This is a genomic window from Pantoea deleyi (genome assembly GCF_022647325.1).
In the GTDB taxonomy this organism is placed as follows: Bacteria; Pseudomonadota; Gammaproteobacteria; order Enterobacterales; family Enterobacteriaceae; genus Pantoea; species Pantoea deleyi.
Genome location: NZ_CP071405.1, coordinates 1,343,557 through 1,362,704, shown reverse-complemented (window position 1 = coordinate 1,362,704; position 19,148 = coordinate 1,343,557). Strand labels below are relative to the sequence as shown.

18 protein-coding genes are annotated in these 19,148 nt (G+C 59.6%); 11 read left to right on the top strand and 7 right to left on the bottom strand.

Features of this window, described 5'->3' with window-relative positions; all coding sequences use genetic code 11:
* Window positions 1-3: 3 nt before the first annotated feature.
* Together yieE and J1C59_RS06455 are read right to left on the bottom strand one after the other, a co-directional pair.
* Entirely contained in the window at window positions 4-870 is an 867-nt protein-coding gene (gene yieE / locus J1C59_RS06460; protein ID WP_128086512.1) for a DNA-binding transcriptional regulator YeiE, read from the bottom strand.
* Between the two features lie 9 nt (window positions 871-879).
* A complete protein-coding gene (locus tag J1C59_RS06455; RefSeq protein WP_128086511.1) occupies window positions 880-1,254 on the bottom strand; it encodes a YkvA family protein in 375 nt (124 codons plus the stop codon).
* A 106-nt stretch (window positions 1,255-1,360) separates the two neighbouring features.
* Between J1C59_RS06455 and J1C59_RS06450 the strand changes: the two genes are divergently transcribed.
* Both J1C59_RS06450 and nfo read left to right on the top strand, forming a co-directional pair.
* Window positions 1,361-2,416 (top strand): YeiH family protein, encoded by a 1,056-nt coding sequence (locus J1C59_RS06450; RefSeq protein ID WP_140917203.1) that lies wholly within the window; start codon window positions 1,361-1,363, stop codon window positions 2,414-2,416.
* 51 nt (window positions 2,417-2,467) lie between these two features.
* Window positions 2,468-3,313: a deoxyribonuclease IV gene (nfo, locus tag J1C59_RS06445; protein WP_111138752.1), complete on the top strand. Its 846-nt coding sequence runs from the start codon at window positions 2,468-2,470 to the stop codon at window positions 3,311-3,313.
* 162 nt (window positions 3,314-3,475) lie between these two features.
* Here nfo and fruA read toward each other — a convergent pair whose 3' ends face one another.
* The 4 genes from fruA to J1C59_RS06425 all read right to left on the bottom strand — a co-directional run bounded on the left by fruA (window position 3,476) and on the right by J1C59_RS06425 (window position 7,800).
* The gene (gene fruA / locus J1C59_RS06440) at window positions 3,476-5,191 is read right to left on the bottom strand and encodes a PTS fructose transporter subunit IIBC (protein WP_140917202.1); all 1,716 of its coding nucleotides are present in this window, start codon (window positions 5,189-5,191) and stop codon (window positions 3,476-3,478) included.
* Between the two features lie 16 nt (window positions 5,192-5,207).
* On the bottom strand, window positions 5,208-6,146 hold the full coding sequence (gene fruK, locus J1C59_RS06435; RefSeq protein ID WP_111138750.1) for a 1-phosphofructokinase: 939 nt from the start codon (window positions 6,144-6,146) through the stop codon (window positions 5,208-5,210).
* On the bottom strand, window positions 6,143-7,273 hold the full coding sequence (fruB, locus tag J1C59_RS06430) for a fused PTS fructose transporter subunit IIA/HPr protein (protein ID WP_128086853.1): 1,131 nt from the start codon (window positions 7,271-7,273) through the stop codon (window positions 6,143-6,145). Before fruB ends, fruK begins: the two co-directional genes overlap by 4 nt.
* A 272-nt stretch (window positions 7,274-7,545) precedes the next feature.
* A complete protein-coding gene (locus J1C59_RS06425; protein WP_128086852.1) occupies window positions 7,546-7,800 on the bottom strand; it encodes a YkgJ family cysteine cluster protein in 255 nt (84 codons plus the stop codon).
* A 163-nt stretch (window positions 7,801-7,963) separates the two neighbouring features.
* Here J1C59_RS06425 and yeiP point away from each other — a divergent pair, with 163 nt between their 5' ends.
* The 9 genes from yeiP to yejF all read left to right on the top strand — a co-directional run bounded on the left by yeiP (window position 7,964) and on the right by yejF (window position 18,759).
* Complete coding sequence (gene yeiP / locus J1C59_RS06420) at window positions 7,964-8,536, top strand: elongation factor P-like protein YeiP (protein WP_128086851.1); 573 nt, start codon at window positions 7,964-7,966, stop codon at window positions 8,534-8,536.
* A gap of 69 nt (window positions 8,537-8,605) precedes the next feature.
* Window positions 8,606-9,574, top strand: a complete 969-nt coding sequence (locus tag J1C59_RS06415) for a CobW family GTP-binding protein (RefSeq protein ID WP_140917201.1) — start codon at window positions 8,606-8,608, stop codon at window positions 9,572-9,574.
* A 43-nt stretch (window positions 9,575-9,617) separates the two neighbouring features.
* A complete protein-coding gene (locus J1C59_RS06410) occupies window positions 9,618-10,325 on the top strand; it encodes a phosphatase PAP2 family protein (RefSeq protein ID WP_128085540.1) in 708 nt (235 codons plus the stop codon).
* A 512-nt stretch (window positions 10,326-10,837) separates the two neighbouring features.
* A complete protein-coding gene (gene mepS, locus J1C59_RS06405) occupies window positions 10,838-11,413 on the top strand; it encodes a bifunctional murein DD-endopeptidase/murein LD-carboxypeptidase (RefSeq protein WP_046102239.1) in 576 nt (191 codons plus the stop codon).
* Between the two features lie 220 nt (window positions 11,414-11,633).
* Window positions 11,634-13,196, top strand: a complete 1,563-nt coding sequence (locus J1C59_RS06400; RefSeq protein WP_128085539.1) for a cyclic di-GMP phosphodiesterase — start codon at window positions 11,634-11,636, stop codon at window positions 13,194-13,196.
* A gap of 24 nt (window positions 13,197-13,220) precedes the next feature.
* Window positions 13,221-15,029, top strand: a complete 1,809-nt coding sequence (locus tag J1C59_RS06395; protein WP_128085538.1) for an extracellular solute-binding protein — start codon at window positions 13,221-13,223, stop codon at window positions 15,027-15,029.
* An 11-nt stretch (window positions 15,030-15,040) separates the two neighbouring features.
* Window positions 15,041-16,132: a microcin C ABC transporter permease YejB gene (yejB, locus tag J1C59_RS06390; protein ID WP_128085537.1), complete on the top strand. Its 1,092-nt coding sequence runs from the start codon at window positions 15,041-15,043 to the stop codon at window positions 16,130-16,132.
* Window positions 16,132-17,154, top strand: coding sequence for an ABC transporter permease (locus tag J1C59_RS06385; RefSeq protein WP_128085536.1), 1,023 nt, complete (start codon window positions 16,132-16,134; stop codon window positions 17,152-17,154). Before yejB ends, J1C59_RS06385 begins: the two co-directional genes overlap by 1 nt.
* Window positions 17,155-18,759, top strand: a complete 1,605-nt coding sequence (gene yejF, locus J1C59_RS06380) for a microcin C ABC transporter ATP-binding protein YejF (RefSeq protein ID WP_140917200.1) — start codon at window positions 17,155-17,157, stop codon at window positions 18,757-18,759.
* On the opposite strand, the gene J1C59_RS06375 is transcribed toward yejF, so the two are convergent.
* A complete protein-coding gene (locus tag J1C59_RS06375) occupies window positions 18,746-19,066 on the bottom strand; it encodes a YejG family protein (RefSeq protein WP_128085535.1) in 321 nt (106 codons plus the stop codon). The two genes, yejF and J1C59_RS06375, sit on opposite strands and share 14 nt — an antisense overlap.
* Window positions 19,067-19,148 lie beyond the last annotated feature (82 nt).

Here is a 19,148-nt window from a genome sequence, read left to right as displayed (position 1 = left end):
CAGTCACTCACGGCAGTAGGAGAGAAAGCGCGTCAGGGCTTTGGAAATATGCTTCTGCCGGTGATGAATACGGTAGAGCGTGCGGGTCAGCCGCGGCAGCGGGATCGCCAGCTCAGTCAGCGTGCCCGCCTCCAGCAGATCGGCTATCACCCGGCGAGACAGGCAGCTGATCCCCATGCCGTGCCGCACCGCATGTTTAATGGCTTCGGAATTGCCCAGCTCCATTCCCAGCTGAAAGCTCGGCAGATGTGACAACAGCAGATAATCGACGATCTCCCGGGTGCCGGAGCCGCGTTCGCGCAGGATCCACGGCGCCTCCGCCAGGGTTTTCAGCGTCACCGGCTGCTGCAGAATCGGCGCATCGGGCGCGGCAAACACCACCAGTTCATCCTCCAGCCAGGGTTCGCTGACCAGTTCGGTCATGTGGCACGGCCCTTCAATCAGCCCCACATCCACGCGGAAATCGGACACCGCCTGAATCACATCCTGGCTGTTGCCGACGCTCAGCTCCAGCGGCAGGCCGGGAAAGTCGCGACGGTAGGCTGCCATCATGCCGGGCAGCAGATAGTTACCGATGGTGCTGCTGGCGAAGATGCGGATCGCGCCGTTGTCCTCTTTAAACAGCTGTTCGATCTCGCCTGCCTGCTCCAGCAGCCCCACCGCGCGCGGATAGAGCAGCCGTCCATGCTCATTCAGCACCAGCCGTTTGCCGACCCGGTCAAACAGCTGCACCCCGAGCTGACTCTCCAGATCGGCCAGCGCCGCACTGACCGCCGACTGCGACAGGGCCAGCAGCTGAGAGGCCTGCGTGGTGGAGCCACTCTTGAGCACTTCGGTAAACACTTCAATCTGTCGCAGCGTAATGTGCATCGTTGCCTCTTAACTCAGTGAGTGCCTGACGAGCCAGACGATCAGCGCCAGCCAGATCAGTCCAATCGCCACCAGCCAGCCGGCGATCTTTTTGCCGCGGCTGCGCTGCGCCTCTGCCCGTACGAGGCTGCGGATGCGCACCTCTTTCGGCAGTAACCGCAACAGCAGCATGACGCCCGTCGGGATAATGACCGCGTCATCCAGCAGCCCCACAAAGGGGATGACATCCGGAATAAGATCGATCGGGCTGATGCCGTACGCAACCAGCCCCAGCATCCCCAGCTTGTTCCACCAGGGCGTGCGCGGATCGCGGAAGGCGAACGCCAGCACAAATACATCTCGTTTGATCAGCGTCGCCCATCGGCGCAGACGTGACACTATCATGAAGGCAGCCTTATCGTAAATTCTGGTCAATTATAAATATATTATCAATTTCACTTTTAAGCCAGTCGCCGTCATGATCGTGACTCAACCACGAGGAGTGACCACCATGACCGAACTGAGCCTTGCTAAAACGCACTCTCCCCTTTCGCTCTGGTTCCCCGGCCTGCTGCTGACCGCCGCCATTGCCGCAGCGGCCAGCTGGCTGGCGCAGCAGCCCCTGATCGCCTCGCTGGGGCTGGGCTCGCTGACCCTGGCGATTATGCTGGGCATCGTGGTCGGCAACAGCCTCTATCACCCGCTGGCTTCCCGTTGCGACAGCGGCGTGGTGCTGGCGAAACAGAAGCTGCTGCGGCTGGGCATTATCCTGTTTGGCTTTCGTATCACCCTACAACAGATCGCGGATGTCGGTTTCAGCGGCATCCTGATCGATGCGCTGACGCTGAGCAGCACGTTCTTTGTGACCTGCCTGCTGGGCATCCGGCTGCTGAAGCTGGACCGCGATACCGTCTGGCTGATTGGCGCGGGCAGCAGTATCTGCGGGGCTGCGGCCGTGCTGGCGACCGAACCGGTGGTCAAAGCCGCGCCGTCGAAAGTCGCGGTGGCGATCGCGACCGTGGTGCTGTTCGGCACCCTGGCGATCTTCGTCTATCCGCTGCTGTGGCCGCTGGCTCATCATCTCTTTCCGGGGCTGGGTGCGGCCCGGTTCGGGGTCTTCACCGGTTCCACTATCCATGAAGTCGCGCAGGTGGTGGCCGCCGGGCACAGCATCAGCCCGGAGGCGGAAAGCAGCGCGGTGATCGCGAAAATGCTGCGGGTGATGATGCTGGCCCCGTTCCTGCTCTGCCTGAGTGCAGTCATCCGCGGCAAACGCCACACGGGTAGCGCCCGTCAGCCGGTAACCTTCCCCTGGTTCGCGCTGCTGTTTATTGCCGTTGCCCTGTTTAACTCACTCCAGCTGCTGCCTGCGGCGCTGGTGGCCGCGCTGAATGCGCTGGCGGGGCTGCTGCTGGCGATGGCGATGGCCGCGCTGGGACTGACCACCCGTTTTGGCGCGCTGCGCGAGGCGGGCATCAGGCCGCTGCTGCTGGGTGCGCTGGTCTTTGGCTGGCTGATCGCCGGCGGCGGCACCATCAATCTGCTGGTGCAACATTTCATGGGCTGACGCCATCAGGTATCATGCCGTTTCATCCGTGCATAGCCCCAGGAGAAAGGCATGAAATATATCGGCGCACATGTGAGTGCGGCAGGGGGCGTGGATCAGGCAGTGATTCGCGCCCATGAACTGGAAGCCACCGCCTTCGCGCTCTTTACCAAGAATCAGCGTCAGTGGAAGGCCGCCCCGCTCTCCACAGAGATGATTGATGCTTTTCGCGCCGCCTGCGAGACCTATAAATACAGCCCGCAGCAAATCCTGCCGCACGACAGCTTCCTGATTAATCTCGGCCATCCGGTGGAGGAGGCGCTGGAGAAATCCCGTGCGGCCTTTATCGACGAACTGCGCCGGGCCGATCAGCTGGGCCTGACGCTGCTGAATTTCCATCCCGGCAGCCATCTGCATCAGATTGAGGAAGAAGCCTGCCTGAAGCGGATCGCTGAGTCGATCAACGTCGCGCTCGACCAGACCCAGAACGTCACCGCCGTGATTGAAAACACCGCAGGCCAGGGCAGTAACCTGGGCTTCCGCTTCGAACACCTCGCGACCATCATTGAGCACGTCGAAGATAAGTCGCGCGTCGGCGTCTGCATTGACACCTGCCATGCGTTTGCCGGCGGTTATGACCTTCGCACCGAAGCCGACTGCGAAGCGACGTTCAGAGAGTTTGAGCGCGTCGTCGGTTTCAATTATCTGCGCGGTATGCACCTCAACGATGCCAAAAGCGCCTTTGACAGCCGCGTTGACCGCCACCACAGCCTGGGGGAAGGCAACATCGGCCGGACGGTGTTCAGCTGGCTGATGAAAGATCCCCGGTTTGACGGGATCCCGCTGATTCTGGAGACCATCAATCCTGATATCTGGAAAGATGAGATCGCCTGGCTGAAAGCCGAGCAGCAGGGATAAACAAAGGGAGCCATCCGGCTCCCTTTTCGCTGGCATCAATTGCTGCGTCAGCGAGCCAGCGACTTACCTTTCCCTGCCCCGCCATGCTTCTGCCTGCGCCCGCTGCAAAAACAAACAGGGAGCCTTTCCGGCTCCCTGTTATATTCACTTCCGCACTGTTAATCAGGCTTTCGCCAGCTGCTCTTCCGGACGTTTCAGAACTGCATAGCTCAGACCGGCAATCGCGGTGCCGATGACAATCGCCATCAGATAACCGATCACCGGTGTAATTGCGCCAGGGATCAGCAGCACAAAGAGTCCGCCGTGCGGGGCCATCAGTTTGGCACCAATCGCCATTGAGATCGCACCGGTCACGGCGCCACCAATAATACAGCATGGCAGAACGCGCATCGGGTCACGGGCAGCAAACGGAATCGCACCTTCAGAGATGAAGCAGAGACCCAGTACCAGTGCCGCTTTACCGCCTTCCTGCTGACCTTTGTTGAATTTACGACGGGCAACCAGGGTGGCCAGACCCATCGCCAGCGGCGGCACCATACCGGCTGCCATGATGGCGGCCATCGGTGCATAGGTCTGCGAACTCAGTAAGCCGACACCAAACGCGTAGGCCACTTTGTTTACCGGGCCACCCATATCGGTACACATCATGCCACCCAGAATCGCGCCCAGCAGGACCGCATTCGCCGTCCCCATGTTTGCCAGCCAGTGCGTCAGGCCGCTCATGATACCCGCCACCGGTTTACCGACCACATAGATCATCAGCAGGCCGGTGATCAGGCTGGCGAACAGCGGAATAATCAGTATCGGTTTCAGCGCTTCCATACTCTGCGGCAGTTTCACTTTGCCGCTGATCAGCTTCGCCGCATAACCGGCAATGAAGCCCGCGATAATCCCGCCTAAGAAGCCTGCGTTAATGCTGGTGGCGATCATGCCGCCAATCAGACCTGGCGTCAGACCCGGACGATCCGCGATGGAGAAGGCGATAAAGCCTGCCAGCACCGGTACCATCAGGGCAAAGGCGCTACCGCCACCGATCTGCATCAGCGCGGCAGCCAGCGTGCCCGGCTCTTTAAAGGCGGTGATACCAAAAGCGAACGACAGAGCGATACTCAGACCACCCGCCACCACCATCGGCAGCATGTAGGACACCCCGGTCAGCAGGTGACGATAGGCGCCCGCGCCGCCCTGCTTCTTCTCTTCTTCGCTGTTTGCCGTGCTCTGGCCGCTGGCCGCCACTTTATAAGGCTTCGCTTCTGCGACCGCTTTATCCAGCTCCTGCGCGGTTTTCTTCAGCGCCAGGCCGGTGGAGGTGCGGTACATCGGCTTACCGGCAAATTTCGCCAGATCCACTTCGATATCCGCCGCCACGATCACCAGATCGGCCGCCGCCACTTCTTCCGGTGTAATCGCATTACCGGCACCCACGGAACCGCGGGTTTCAACCTTGACCCACCAGCCGCGACGGGTCGCTTCGGCCTGGATCGCCTCGGCCGCCATAAAGGTGTGCGCGACACCGGTCGGACAGGCTGTCACGGCGACCACACGTTTCGGTGCACCGGCCTGCGCCGGGGTCGCGGCTGACGCCGCCGCCGGGGTTGCCGCCGCCGGAGCCTGCCAGGTTCTGGCTTCTGCTTTCGCCCGGTTCAGGAAGTTTTCCGGCTCGCGAACCGCCAGCTGGAGGTCGCCCAGCCAGACCGGCTTGCCGTTCAGGGCCGCATCGTCCGGCACCTTTTTGCCCAGCACAATCGCCAGTTCCGCGTCGGCAGGGTTTTCAGTTAGAGTCAGGCCTGCCGCCGCCGCAGCGGCAGCCAGACGTTGTTGCGCCATATAGGCGGAGGCCAGTCCCAGTGTAGGGTCTTTAATCAGCAGCGTTTTCATTATCGCTCTCCTGCTGTCAGTTAACGGGTTGTAAGTCGACGCGCGCCATCATTGCGGCCAACTGAGTACGATCAGACACACCAACGTTGCTCTGGCTGACGGCCATGGCCGCCACCGCCGTCGCAAGACGCAGCGTGTGCTCGCTGGATTCACGCATCAGCAGGCCATAGATCAGCCCGCCAACCATTGAGTCACCGGCACCGACGGTGCTGACGACTTCACACACCGGCGGTTTCGCAATCCATTCGCCAGACGCGTTGACCCACAGCGCGCCTTCTGCGCCCAGCGAGATCACCACATGGGCGATGCCCTGCTCACGCAGCTCGTGCGCCGCGCCAATCACATCCTGCAACGTTGGCAGCTTACGACCGGCCCAGATCTCCAGCTCACGGCGGTTTGGTTTTACCAGCCACGGCGCAGCTTTGAGTCCTGCTACCAGCGCCTCGCGGCTGCTGTCGAAGATGATGCAGGGGCAATGGGTACGCAGTTCGGTCATCCAGCGGGTGAAGGCTTCGTGATCCACGCCTTCTGGCAGGCTGCCGCTGACGCAGACCATATCGAACTGGCCCAGCCAGGTCAGCGAATCGCTGGTAAAACGATCCCAGTCCTGCGCCGTGACCTGGAAACCGGAGAAGTTCAGATCGGTGACATCACCGGTCTGTTCGGTCAGTTTGACGTTGATACGGGTCCGGCCCGGCACCACCTGGAAACGGTTGGCAATGCCCAGCTCGCTGAAGAGCTGCTGAAAGCCATCCTGATTCTCTTTGCCCAGGAAGCCACCGACGGTGACATCAATACCCAGATCCTTCAGGACTCTGGCGACGTTGATCCCCTTGCCCGCCGCGTGCAGTCCGGTGGTTTTCACCAGATTGACTTCGCCGCGTTCAATTTCAGGGGTATATCCCACCAGGTCATACGCCGGATTCAGCGTAATGGTGGCGACACGTCTGCTCATGCTGCCCCCTCACCCAGACCGCTGGTGATCGCTTCTTCAATCGCGTTCAGCGCCTGCTGTGCATCTTCACCGCTGGCGGTAAAGCGCAGGCGGTGGCCTTTCTTCACGCCCAGCGCCACGACTTTCATCAGGCTGCGACCGTTAGCCGGTTTACCGCTGCCGTCGAGGTTGGTCACGGTGATGTCGCTGTTGAACTGCTTGATCACACTGACCAGCGCCGTGCCCGGACGGGCATGCAGGCCATGTTCGTTGCGGATGGTAAATTCGGCGGTCAGCACGTCGGCCTGCTCATCGACTTCGCTGGTCAGCAGGGCGTAAACACCCGCCGCATCGGCTTTCAGCAGACGATCAGCTTTGCCCTGCTGCAGCAGCGCGCTGAGGTAACCCAGTACTTCCAGCGGACGTTCATCGGTGGCTGACACGCTGATGAGCATCGACGCCGGTTCGCCCTGATGTTCAAAGGCGTGTTCGGTACGGCTGACGGCCACGCCGCTGCGCAGATTGCCCAGGCTGCTGTCGCTGAGCCAGATGCCCTGCCCCAGGCTCAGCGGCGGGGTTGAGACGACATCGGCGACGTAGCTGGCATCAACCACGCCCGCGGCTTGCAGCCGGCCGGCGTTCATCGCCTGCAGGGTAATCAGATCGCTGGCCGCGACGTTAAGCGTCACCAGTGAGGTGTCGAAGCTGAATTCGGCGGCTTGTTTCTCGCCCATCAGCAGCGCACGAAGATCTTCAGCAGAGGCGGTTTTGAGCTGTTCGGCAATGGAGTCATCGCTGAGCACATGCGTCAGCTGACGCAGCAGCGCCAGATGTTCATCTGACTTCGCGGCAATCCCGATCGCGACATAGGCGGTCTGATCGTCACCCCAGGCAATACCCTGCGGAAACTGAAACACCTGGACGCCGGTTTTCAGCACCAGGTCGCGGGTGTCGGTGGTGCCGTGCGGGATTGCGATGCCGTTGCCAAGAAAGGTGGAGGTCTGCTGTTCGCGCGCCAGCATACCGTTGATATAGCCTTCAGCCACATTGCCCGCCGCGGTTAACGCGGCAGCAACCTGACGAATGGCCTCTTCTTTATTCTGGGCGCTGGCTCCGGTATGGATGGCCTGCAATTCGAGCTGGAACATAATTCTCCTCGCTTGCTGAGATTGAATCGTTTCAGCTTGTGGGCAGGTTTTCACGCCAGGCTGTCTAAACCAGCTGGCCCCGTCACCGCTGAAACGTTTCAGGAATTGTGATTCAGGCGCTTTCTTCAGGCAAGAAAATACGCAAACGGCGTAGCAGTTTTATGACGTTACGCACATTTCGGGGGCAGGAAGAGGGCCAGCGGAGAGTCAGGCTGACGCGGTTGCTGTCACACCCGGCCAGGCGGACAAAAAGCGTCAGCTGCGTCAGCTTTTCAGGGGGCGGTGTCGGCTTCGAGTTTCAGCAGATAGGTCATCGCCTGCTGGCGCGACTGGCCGCACATGCTGAATGCGGGTTGCAGACCGGCGCAGACGGCAGGCCGCAGCGGCGAACCAAACAGTTTGCAGCGCAGATCGTCGTCCAGCTGAACGCAGGGCGTGTTGGCGGGCTTGCCGTCAGGCATACCGGGGATAGGCGATGAGATAGAGGGTGCTGTGCAGCAGGCACCGCATTGGCTACGGCATTGCATGCTGTGCTCCGGCAGAAAAAGAGGCGGTGACAATAGCAGTCCGGGGCGGCAATTACCATGAAAGCCGCGGGCTGACACAAAATTTCGCACCCGCGATATTGCCAGTTTTCACTGGCGCGAGTAACGTTGCGCGCACTTCACTCTCATGATAGCGAGAACAGCAATGCCAAAAGCCAATGAAATCAAAAAAGGGATGGCCGTCACGCACAACGGCAAACTGCTGCTGGTTAAAGATATTGATGTCCAGAGCCCCAGCGCACGCGGTGCGGCGACCCTGTACAAAATGCGTTTTACCGATGTCCGCACCGGTTTAAAAGTGGAAGAGCGCTTCAAGGGCGACGAGATTATCGATGCGATTTCGCTCAGCCGTCGCAGCGTCACCTTCTCCTATATAGATGGCGACGAATATATCTTCATGGATGATGAGGATTACACCCCCTACTCCTTTAAGCAGGATCAGATCGAAGAAGAGCTGCTGTTTATCCCTGAAGGCGGCATTCCTGGCATTCACGTACTGACGATGGATGGCCAGGTGCTGGCGCTGGAGCTGCCACAGACGGTGGATATGGAGATCGTCGATACCTCGCCTGGCATTAAAGGCGCTTCCGCCAGCGCCCGCACCAAACCCGCCGGAATGAGTACCGGTCTCTCCATTCAGGTTCCGGAATACCTCAGCAACGGTGACCGCATCCGTATTCATATCGCTGAACGCCGCTATATGGGTCGTGCTGATTAACTGGCGCAGGCTGGAGCCTGGTAGTGTTATAATATAACATTATCAGCATTCCAGGCAGGAGCCCGCACCATGACACGCGTTAATCTGATCACCGGTTTTCTGGGCAGCGGAAAAACCACGCTGCTCTGCCATCTTCTGGCCGCCCGGCCGCAGAACGAAAAGTGGGCGGTGCTGGTCAACGAATTTGGCGAGATCGGAATCGATGGTGCGCTGCTGGCCGATCGCGGCGCAACCGTTAAAGAGATCCCCGGCGGCTGCCTGTGCTGCGTGAATGGTCTGCCGCTGCAGGTCGGGCTGAATCTGCTGCTGAAAGATAAGCCCGACCGGCTGCTGATCGAGCCTACCGGCCTTGGTCATCCGCGCCGGGTGCTGGAAATACTGAAGTCGCCGGTCTATCAGACCTGGCTGCAGCTCAATGCCACCCTGACGCTGCTCGATCCCCGTCAGCTCGCCGATCCGCGTATCGCAGCCAATGAAAACTTTCGCGATCAGCTGGCGGCCGCCGATATCATCATCGCCAGCAAGCGCGATAGCTGGGACACGCAGGATCGCCAGCGGCTGACTGAGTGGCTGCAGCAGAGCCAGCCGCCACGTCCCGTGAGAGAAACAGAATTTGGCCGCATCCCCCTTCATCTGCTGGATGCGCCCCATCAGCCTCGCGCGCTTCCCCTTCCGCACCATCATCATCCGGACGTGCCCGCCAGCGGCGTAGCGGCGCTGCGGCTGACGGGTGGCGCGCGCTGGCGCCGGTCGCTGAATCAGGGCCAGGGCTACAGCGCCTGCGGCTGGCTGTTCGATGGCGAGACCCGGTTCGACAGCGCCGCCCTGCTGGCGTGGGCGCAGCAGGCGCAGGTTGATCGGATAAAAGGGGTGATGCGCACGGCCGAAGGCACAATGCGTATTAACGGCGAGGCAAAAGCGCTGCACAGTGAAACCTCTGCTGTGTCGCCACCCGATAGCCGTATTGAAGTCATTCATTCTCAGCAGGCTGACTGGAATCGACTACAATCGGCGTTGTTGAAGTGCCGTTTACGCTAGTAAAGGTATTGTCGGCGGTTATTTTTTTGAAATGAGTTTACTTATGCGCGCAACCCGCCTCGTTACCATCCTGCTGCTGAATGCACTGGGTGTAGTACTGTTTCTGTCCTGGTATCTGCCACCACAACATGGTTTCTGGTTCGGCATCGATAAAGCGATCTTTTATGGCTTCAATAACCAGATGGTGACTCATCCCCTGTTTGCCCTGATCGTCGCGATCACCAACTTCCGGGGTTTTGATGTGGTATCACTGCTGGCGATGGGCCTGCTCTATCTGTCGATCTGGCGTCAGGAGACACCGCCCGCGCGGCGCCGGATGCTGGCGATCGGCATCACCATGCTGCTGACGGCCGTTATCCTCAATCAGCTGGGCCACCTGCTGCCGGTGAAGCATTCCAGCCCGACGCTGTTCTTTGAGAATGTGCATCGTGTCAGCGAACTCACCGGTATCCCGGCGAAGGATGCGTCGAAAGATAGCTTCCCTGGCGACCACGGTATGATGCTGATTATTTTTGCCTGCTTTATATGGCGGTATTTTGGCTTCAGCCGTTTTTTAATTGCCGCCGCAATTGTGGTGCTATTTTCCCTGCCGCGCGTCATGGCCGGTGCGCACTGGTTTACTGATATTGCCGTCGGATCGCTGTCGGTGATATTAGTGGGTCTGAGCTGGTGGTTATTAACGCCAGCCAGCGACGTGCTGGTTAACTGGTTTAATCGCAAATTACCGGGTAAATATAAGCCCGTGATGTAAATGATAAGCGCGGTCGGTTTAATCATCCGCCACTGAACCGTCCGCGCTTATAAAAAACAGCCCCTCACTATTAGCCTGCTAATTAATATGACGAAAAGAAAAGGTTATCTTTTCCGCAGACTGACTCAATCGTGGCCCTTCTCCGTTATTCCTCTGGAAAATTGTGAAAACTGGGCTATGCCCTGAATTGACGCCCGTTTCGCCGCCTGTTCTCACCATCATTCGCTCACAATTGTCGCTAAATTAGTCATTGTGTTACGTTTTGATTCTCATCAAAAAAACCTATGTGAAATTGATTAAAAGCACTCGCCACGGCGTCTGTAATCAGTTAACCTCAGTCGCAGTGAGGCCACAGCGTCAGAAAAATCAGATTTTTTTACATTAAAATGTGTCCATTAACACATTTTAGTGATTAAGGATTTGTCTTAGTCTGTTTCGCTTATTAATCTCCCTGCTTTGTCATCTGGCTGGCGACAATTGTGTCGTAAGGAACCCGAAGGAAAACCCGAATAATGGTCAAGTCTCAACCAATACTGAGATATATCTTGCGGATCGTGCCCGCACTGGCGCTGGCAACACTCCTCTCAGCATGTAGCAGTACCCATAGCAGTCAAAACGCGAATAACGAGAATCATGAAGTTAACAACCAGAATGGTTTTTTACTTCAGGCGTCTCAGGATGAGTTTGAAGAAATGGTGCGTAATGTCGACGTGAAGTCGCGCATCATGGAACAATACGCCGTCTGGAAAGGTGTGCGCTATCGCCTCGGTGGCGATACCAAACGCGGGATCGACTGTTCCGCCTTTGTTCAGCGCACCTTCCGCGATCAGTTTGGCTTAGAATTACCGCGCTCCACCTCTGAGCAGCAGGACACCGGCAGAGAGATCACCCGCAGTAAACTGCGTCCCGGCGATCTGGTGATGTTCCGTGCTGGCTCCACCGGCCGCCATGTCGGCATCTATCTGGGCAATGACAACTTCGTTCATGCCTCCACCAGCAGTGGTGTGATGATCTCCAGTCTCAATGATGACTACTGGAAAAAGCGTTACCGTGAAGGACGCCGTGTGTTAAGCCGTAACCCGAGCTGACAATCACCTTCGATCTTCTCTCAGCCAGAGAACAGGAAACGCTGCCGATGCAGCGTTTTTTTTTTGCCCGTTCTGAGTACCCGTCGTGACATAAGATAAAAGCATTGCATTTCAGATTAATAACGAGACATTACGGACGATCTCGTTATATTCTCGGTCGCTTAAACCGAAGCAGTCGTGCGCAATAACATAATAATAATTTGATCAGGGGAAGCTCCTCATGCCACTGTCGGGGGCGCTGCGGCGCCACACCAACTATCCTCGCCGTATCGCATGGAGTAGCGCGATGGCGGGCGGCTTATTTTTTCTGTTGTTTGCCGCACTGACGCTTCATCAGACCTGGCAAAAGCGCGAACGGCAGCATCAGCAGCTGCTGGAAAAAAGCCGTACGGCCTTACAGCAGACGCTCTCTTCGCTGCTCAACAGTACCCTCAGCCCCCTGCTTCCGTTTACCCAGACCGCCTGCCATACCATTAATCGTGAACTCACCTCACGCGCCGCCTTCGCCGGGAATCTTCGCGCCATCCTGCTGGTCAATAATGGCAACGCTTTCTGCTCCTCGGCGACCGGCAGCTTCAGTCTGCCGCTCAATGTGATTGCGCCGCAGAGTGATATTTCGCGCGATCTCGATCTGCGGCTGATGCCCGGCACGCCGCTGCAGCCCAATAAACCGGCGCTCGCACTGTGGATTAAAAATCCCGGCAATCTGCAATCCGGCGTCTTCGCCACGCTGAATATCACGCTGGCGCCCTATCAGCTGATGGCGTCGATGCGGCCGGAGATCACCGGGGTGGCGCTGATCGACCCGTACAGCGCCCTGACCAGCTGGCAGCCCGGCATCATTGAACGTCAGAATCTGCCGGTGCCGCTGGATCAGCAGGGGCTGGCAGGCTATCCACTGCGGCTGGCGCTCTACGGCGCCACGCTGGCGTTCAGCGATTATCAGGCCATCCTGCTGAGCAGTCTGCTGCTGTCGCTGCTGGTCGCCGGGGCCTGCTGGCTGCTGCTGTCGATCTATCTGCGTCCGGGTAAAGAGCTGATTCAGGGCATGAAGCGCGGCGAGTTTCATGTTGAATACCAGCCGCTGGTGACCTCCCGCGATGGTCAGCCCTACGGGATGGAAGCGTTGCTGCGCTGGACTCATCCAACCAGGGGCCCGATTCCGCCCGATATGTTTATTCACTATGCCGAGACACACGACCTGATTATTCCCCTGACGCGGCACCTGTTTCAGCTGGTATCGCGTGATGCGCATCTGCTGTGCCATACCATTCCCCGCCACGCATGTCTGAGCCTCAACATTTCGCCTCTGCATCTGGCAGACAGCAGTTTCCGTCAGGATGTCCTGCGCTGGCTGGATACCATGCCTGCGGATCACTTTAATTACGTGTTTGAGATCACCGAACGCGCCATGGTGCGCGACGAAAACGTCGGCGAGCAGTTCGACTGGCTCCATCAGCAGCAGATCCATATCGCGATTGACGATTTCGGCACCGGTCACAGCGCGCTGATCTACCTGGAGCGTTATGCGTTTGATTACCTGAAAATCGATCGCGGCTTTGTTCAGAGCATCGGCACAGAGACGCTGACCTCGCCGGTGCTGGATACCGTGCTGCAGCTGGCGAAAAAACTAAATCTGAAGAGCGTGGCCGAAGGCGTCGAAACCGGCGAGCAGGCGGCCTGGCTGATCAATCGCGGCGTGACGCACCTGCAGGGGTATATCTTCAGCCGTCCGCTGCGGCCGGAAACGCTGATAGACTATTTCCGGCGTTATAACGCCTGATCGCTGACAGGAGAAGAGACCGCTATGCTGCTTCGTTCCGGACTTCTGCTGCTGTGCACCCTGCTCAGCGGTTCGCTACAGGCAGTGACCGTACTGCAGAGCTACGCCTTCACCCAGATCGGCGAGGCGAAATATCCCCCCGGCTTCCGCCATTACGACTATGCCAATCCCGATGCGCCCAAAGGCGGCAGCATCACCCTGGCGGTGGCAGGCACCTACGATAACTTTAACCGCTACGCCTCACGCGGCAATCCGGGCATAAACACCGGCGCGCTGTATGACGGACTCTACACCAGCTCCGACGACGAACCGGGCAGCTATTATCCGCTGATCGCCGAATCTGCACGCTACGCCAGCGATTTCAGCTGGATTGAGGTTCGCCTGAATCCCCGCGCCCGCTTTCAGGATGGCACCCCGATTACCGCCCGCGACGTGGCGTTCACCTTTCAGAAATTTATGACTGAAGGCGTGCCGCCGTTCCGCGTCGCCTACCGTGGCGTGAGCCTGAACGCCCTCGACGCGCGGACGGTCCGCATCGAGGCCACCAAACCGGACAGAGATCTGCTGCTGGGATTACTGATCCTGCCGGTTATCCCGGAAACGTTCTGGCACGATAAGAAGTTTAATGAGCCGCTCACCGCCCCCCCGCTCTCCAGCGGACCGTATCGCATTACGCGCTGGAAGCTGGGCCAGTTTATTGAGTTCAGCCGGGTAACGGATTACTGGGCCGCCGATCTGCCGGTCAATCGCGGACGTTTTAATTTCGATCGGATGCGCTATGACTACTATCTGGATGACAACGTGGCCTTTGAAGCCTTTAAGGCGGGCGCTTACGACTGGCGCGAAGAGACCTCGGCAAAGAACTGGGCAACCCGCTATCGCGGCGGCAATTTCGCCAGAGGCAGCATCGTCAAAGAGACGACGCCCTTTCACGCCGCCACCGATACCCGCTGGCTGGCGTTTAACAATGAAAACCCGCTGTTTCAGGATCGCCGCGTTCGTCAGGCCATCTCACAGATGTTCGATTTTGAATGGATGAACCGGGCGCTCTATTATGGTGCCTGGCAGCGCGCCAGCAGCTATTTTCAGAACACGGCGTACGCCGCCCGCGGGCTGCCCGACGCAGAACAGCAGGCTCTGCTTGCGCCCTGGCGCGCGCAGCTCCCGCCTGAGCTGTTCAGCCAGCCCTATCAGCCGCCCGTTAACGATGGCAGCGGCTACGATCGTGCCAGTCTGTTAAAGGCCTATGACCTGCTGCAACAGGCGGGCTGGCAGATAAAAGATCGTCGTCTGGTGAATGCGAAAACCGGTCAGCCTTTTACCGTGGAGCTGCTGCTGCGCAGTGGCAGCAACATCGACTGGGCGCTGCCGCTGCAGCACAATCTTTCGCGGCTCGGCATTACGCTGAACCTGCGGCAGGTCGACAGCTCACAATATCTGCGGCGCCTGCGCAAAGGGGACTACGACATGATAGCCACCGTGTATGGCGCGATGCCGATCCCGACCTCCAGCCTGGAGATATTGTGGCAGTCGGGCTATATCGCCTCGTCGTGGAACACCGCGCGGGTGCAGGATCCGCTGGTCGATCACCTGGTGAAGCAGATTGTCGCGCATCAGGGCGATCCCGTTGCGCTGCGGCCGCTGGCTCAGGCGCTGGATCGCGTGCTGCTGTGGAATGCCTATATGATCCCGATGTGGTACAGCGCCGAGCAGCGACTGGCGTACTGGGATAAATTTTCGCATCCCGCCATCAGGCCTGCCTACAGCAGCGGGCTGGACAGCTGGTGGTATGACACGCACAAAGCCGGGCGTCTGCCGGCCAGCAAACGCTGAGGAGAGAACCGTTGGCCGCCTATTTTCTGCGCCGGATACTGCTGATTATCCCGACCCTGTGGGCGATCATCACGCTCAACTTCTTCATCGTCCAGATCGCACCGGGCGGTCCGGTCGATCAGGCGCTGGCGAATATTCAGTTCGGACAGACCACGGGCCTGCCGGGCGGTACGGCGGCAAGCGCCGGTGCACGCACCAGCGGCGCGCAGCTGAATCTGGCCGAAAACGCCTATCGCGGCGCGCGCGGGATGGATCCTGAAGTCATTGCGGAGATCACAAAGCGCTACGGCTTCGATAAGCCGATCTGGCAGCGCTACGGGGAGATGCTGTGGAATTATCTGCGGCTCGATTTTGGCGACAGCCTGTTTCGCAGCGCCTCGGTGATCGGGCTGATTAAGGAGAGCCTGCCGGTTTCGATCAGCCTGGGGCTCTGGAGCACGCTGATTATCTACCTGGTGTCGATTCCGCTTGGGATCCGCAAAGCGGTGCGCAACGGCAGCGCCTTTGATGTCTGGAGCAGCGCCTTTATTATCCTCGGCTACTCCATCCCTGCGTTTCTGTTCGGGATCATGCTGATTGTGCTGTTTGCCGGCGGCAGCTACCTGGACTGGTTTCCGCTGCGCGGGCTGACCTCCGCGCAGTTCGACACCCTGCCATGGTATGGCAAGGTGCTGGACTATTTCTGGCACATCGCCCTGCCGGTGCTGGCAACCGTGATCGGCGGTTTCGCCACACTGACCATGCTGACGAAGAACGCCTTTCTGGATGAGATCCGCAAGCTCTATGTGGTCACCGCGCGCGCGAAGGGGGTGCCGGAGCGGCGTATCCTCTATCACCATGTGTTTCGCAATGCGATGCTGCTGGTGATCGCCAGCTTTCCCGCCACCTTTATCAGCATGTTCTTTACCAGTTCGGTGCTGATCGAGGTGATGTTCTCGCTTAACGGGCTGGGGCTGCTGGGCTACGACGCCACCCTGCAGCGCGACTATCCGGTGATGTTTGGCACACTCTATATTTTCACGCTGACAGGTCTGCTGGTGAATATCCTCAGCGATCTGACCTATATGCTGGTCGATCCCCGCATTGATTTTGGACGCCGCTGATGCCGATCTCTCCTCTTAACCAGCAGCGCTGGCAGCGCTTTCGCCATCACCGGCGCGGCTACTGGTCGCTGTGGATCTTTCTGATCATTTTTCTGCTGTCGCTGGGCGCCGATCTGATCGCCAATGAGAAGCCGCTGCTGGTGCACTATCAGGCACGCTGGATGGTGCCGCTGCTGTCTGACTACAGCGAGGCCGACTATGGCGGCGTGCTGGCGACCCCGGCGGATTATCAGGATCCCTGGCTGCGGCAGCGCATTCGTGAGCACGGCTGGGCGCTGTGGGCACCGATCCGCTTCAGCGACAGCACCATCAATTTTGCCACTCAGGTTCCCTTCCCCTCTCCGCCGTCGGCGCAGAACTGGCTGGGCACGGATGCCAACGGCGGCGACGTGATGGCCCGGCTGCTCTATGGCACCCGCATCTCCCTGCTGTTCGGCGTGCTGCTGACGCTCATCTCCAGCGTTATCGGGATTGTCATCGGTGCGCTGCAGGGCTATTTCGGCGGGCGGATTGACCTGATCGGGCAGCGGCTGATCGAGGTCTGGTCCGGCATGCCTGCGCTGTTCCTGCTGATTCTGCTCTCCAGCGTGATCCAGCCGGGCTTCTGGTGGCTGCTGCTGGTCACCGTCGCGTTTGGCTGGATGAGCCTGGTGAGCGTGGTGCGGGCGGAATTTCTGCGGACCCGCAACTTTGACTATATCCGTGCGGCGCAGGCGCTGGGCGTCAGCGATGGCCGGATTATGCTGCGCCACATGCTGCCTAACGCGATGGTCGCCACCCTGACCTTTCTGCCCTTCATTCTGTGCGGTTCGATTACGACCCTGACCTCGCTCGACTTCCTGGGTTTTGGTCTGCCGCTGGGTTCGCCCTCACTGGGTGAGCTGCTGCTGCAGGGCAAAAATAACCTGCAGGCTCCCTGGCTGGGCCTGGCGAGCTTCTTCACTCTGGCGATCCTGCTGTCTCTGCTGATTTTTATTGGCGAAGCGGTGCGCGACGCCTTTGATCCGGGCAAAGGAGCCTAGATGACGACCCCTCTGCTTGCCATTAACCATCTCTCCGTCGCCTTTCGTCAGGGTGAGACGCTTCGCCAGGTGGTGGAGGATGTCTCCCTGGATATCGCGGCAGGCGAAACGCTGGCGCTGGTCGGGGAGTCGGGCTCCGGCAAGAGCGTGACGGCGCTGTCCGTGATGCGGCTGCTGCATGAAACGGCGGTGGCCTATCCCGGCGGCGAGATCCTCTTTAACGGTGAGGATCTGCTGCGCGCGCGGGAGTCGCGGCTGCGTGCCCTCCGTGGCAACCAGATCGCGATGATTTTTCAGGAACCGATGGTGTCGCTTAATCCGCTGCACACCGTAGAGAAACAGCTCTGTGAAGTGCTGTCGCTGCATCGCGGCCTGCGGCCGGCCGCCGCGCGGGCTGAGATCCTCAGCGTGCTCGATCGGGTCGGTATCCGTCAGCCCGCCACACGGCTCGGCGATTTTCCCCACCAGCTGTCGGGCGGAGAGCGTCAGCGGGTGATGATCGCGATGGCGCTGCTGACGGAGCCCCGGTTGCTGATTGCCGATGAGCCGACCACCGCGCTGGATGTGACGGTACAGGCGCAGATCCTGACGCTGCTGCGCGACCTGCAGCGCGAGCGCAACATGGCGATGCTCTTTATCACCCACAACCTGCGCATCGTGCGCCAGCTGGCAGACAACATCAGCGTCATGCGCAACGGGCGCATCGTGGAGCAGAACCGCAGTGCGATTCTGCTGAGTCAGCCGCAGCATCCCTACAGCCAGCAGCTGCTGGCCGCCGAACCCGAAGGACGCGCGCTGCCGCTGCCCGCCGACGCGCCGGTGATCCTGCAGGTCGACGGGCTTCAGGTGAGCTTTCCGCAGCAGCGCGGCCTGTTCCGGCGACAGAGCGAAGAGAAGCCGGTGCTGAATGGTCTGAGCTTCCGCCTGCGCCGGGGCGAAAGTCTGGGGCTGGTGGGAGAATCGGGCTCCGGGAAAAGCACGACCGGACTGGCGCTGCTGCGGCTGATTGCCTCTCGCGGTGACGTCTGGTTTGAGGGTCAGCCCCTGCATCAGCTGTCGCGCAAGGCGCTGCTGCCGCTGCGTCAGCGCATCCAGGTGGTCTTTCAGGACCCGAACTCTTCGCTCAATCCGCGTATGACGGTTCAGCAGATTATCGCTGAGGGGCTGGCGGTGCATCAGCCCGATCTCAGCCGGGAGCAGCAGCAGCAGCGGGTGATGGCGGTGATGGCAGAGACAGGACTGGATGCTGAGAGTCGTCATCGCTATCCGGCCGAATTTTCCGGCGGTCAACGGCAACGTATCGCCATCGCCCGGGCGCTGATTCTGGAACCGGAGTTGCTGATTCTGGATGAACCGACCTCGTCGCTGGACCGCACGGTGCAGAAGCAGATCCTGACGCTGTTGCGCCGTTTGCAGCAGCAGCGACAGCTCAGTTATCTGTTTATCAGTCACGATCTCGACGTGGTGCGCGCCCTGTGTCACCAGCTTATTGTGCTGCGTCAGGGGGAAGTGGTGGAACAGGGCGACTGCGAGAGGCTGTTTACGTCACCTGCGACAGCGTATACCCGGGCGCTGCTTCAGGCGTCGCCACTTAGCCTGCGATAAAGGTTTCGGCGATCGCCACGCCCTGATTCTTCAGGCAGCAGTTGGTCGCGCTTTCGTCACGACGACGAATGAACAGGCAGGGCTGCCCTTCGCACTCGGCCACGTTGCACTCGACCTGGATGCCGGCCAGCACCTCTTTCAGCTGCTGCAGGATCTCCCATGCCGGTACACCGTCATGGCTGATCAGCCGCAGCGCCACGAACTCCTGATCGTCCAGCACAGCGTCATCGGATTCGATGGCACTGTGGTGATCGCTGGCCCAGCGAAAACGCTGCGGCAGGCGATGCACGATTGAAAGTTGCAGCATGGTTTACTCTCCCCGGATGAGTGTATGTCGCAACGCACAGGCACCGACGCGAAAACGGCCGGTGACGGCGGAATCCGGACAG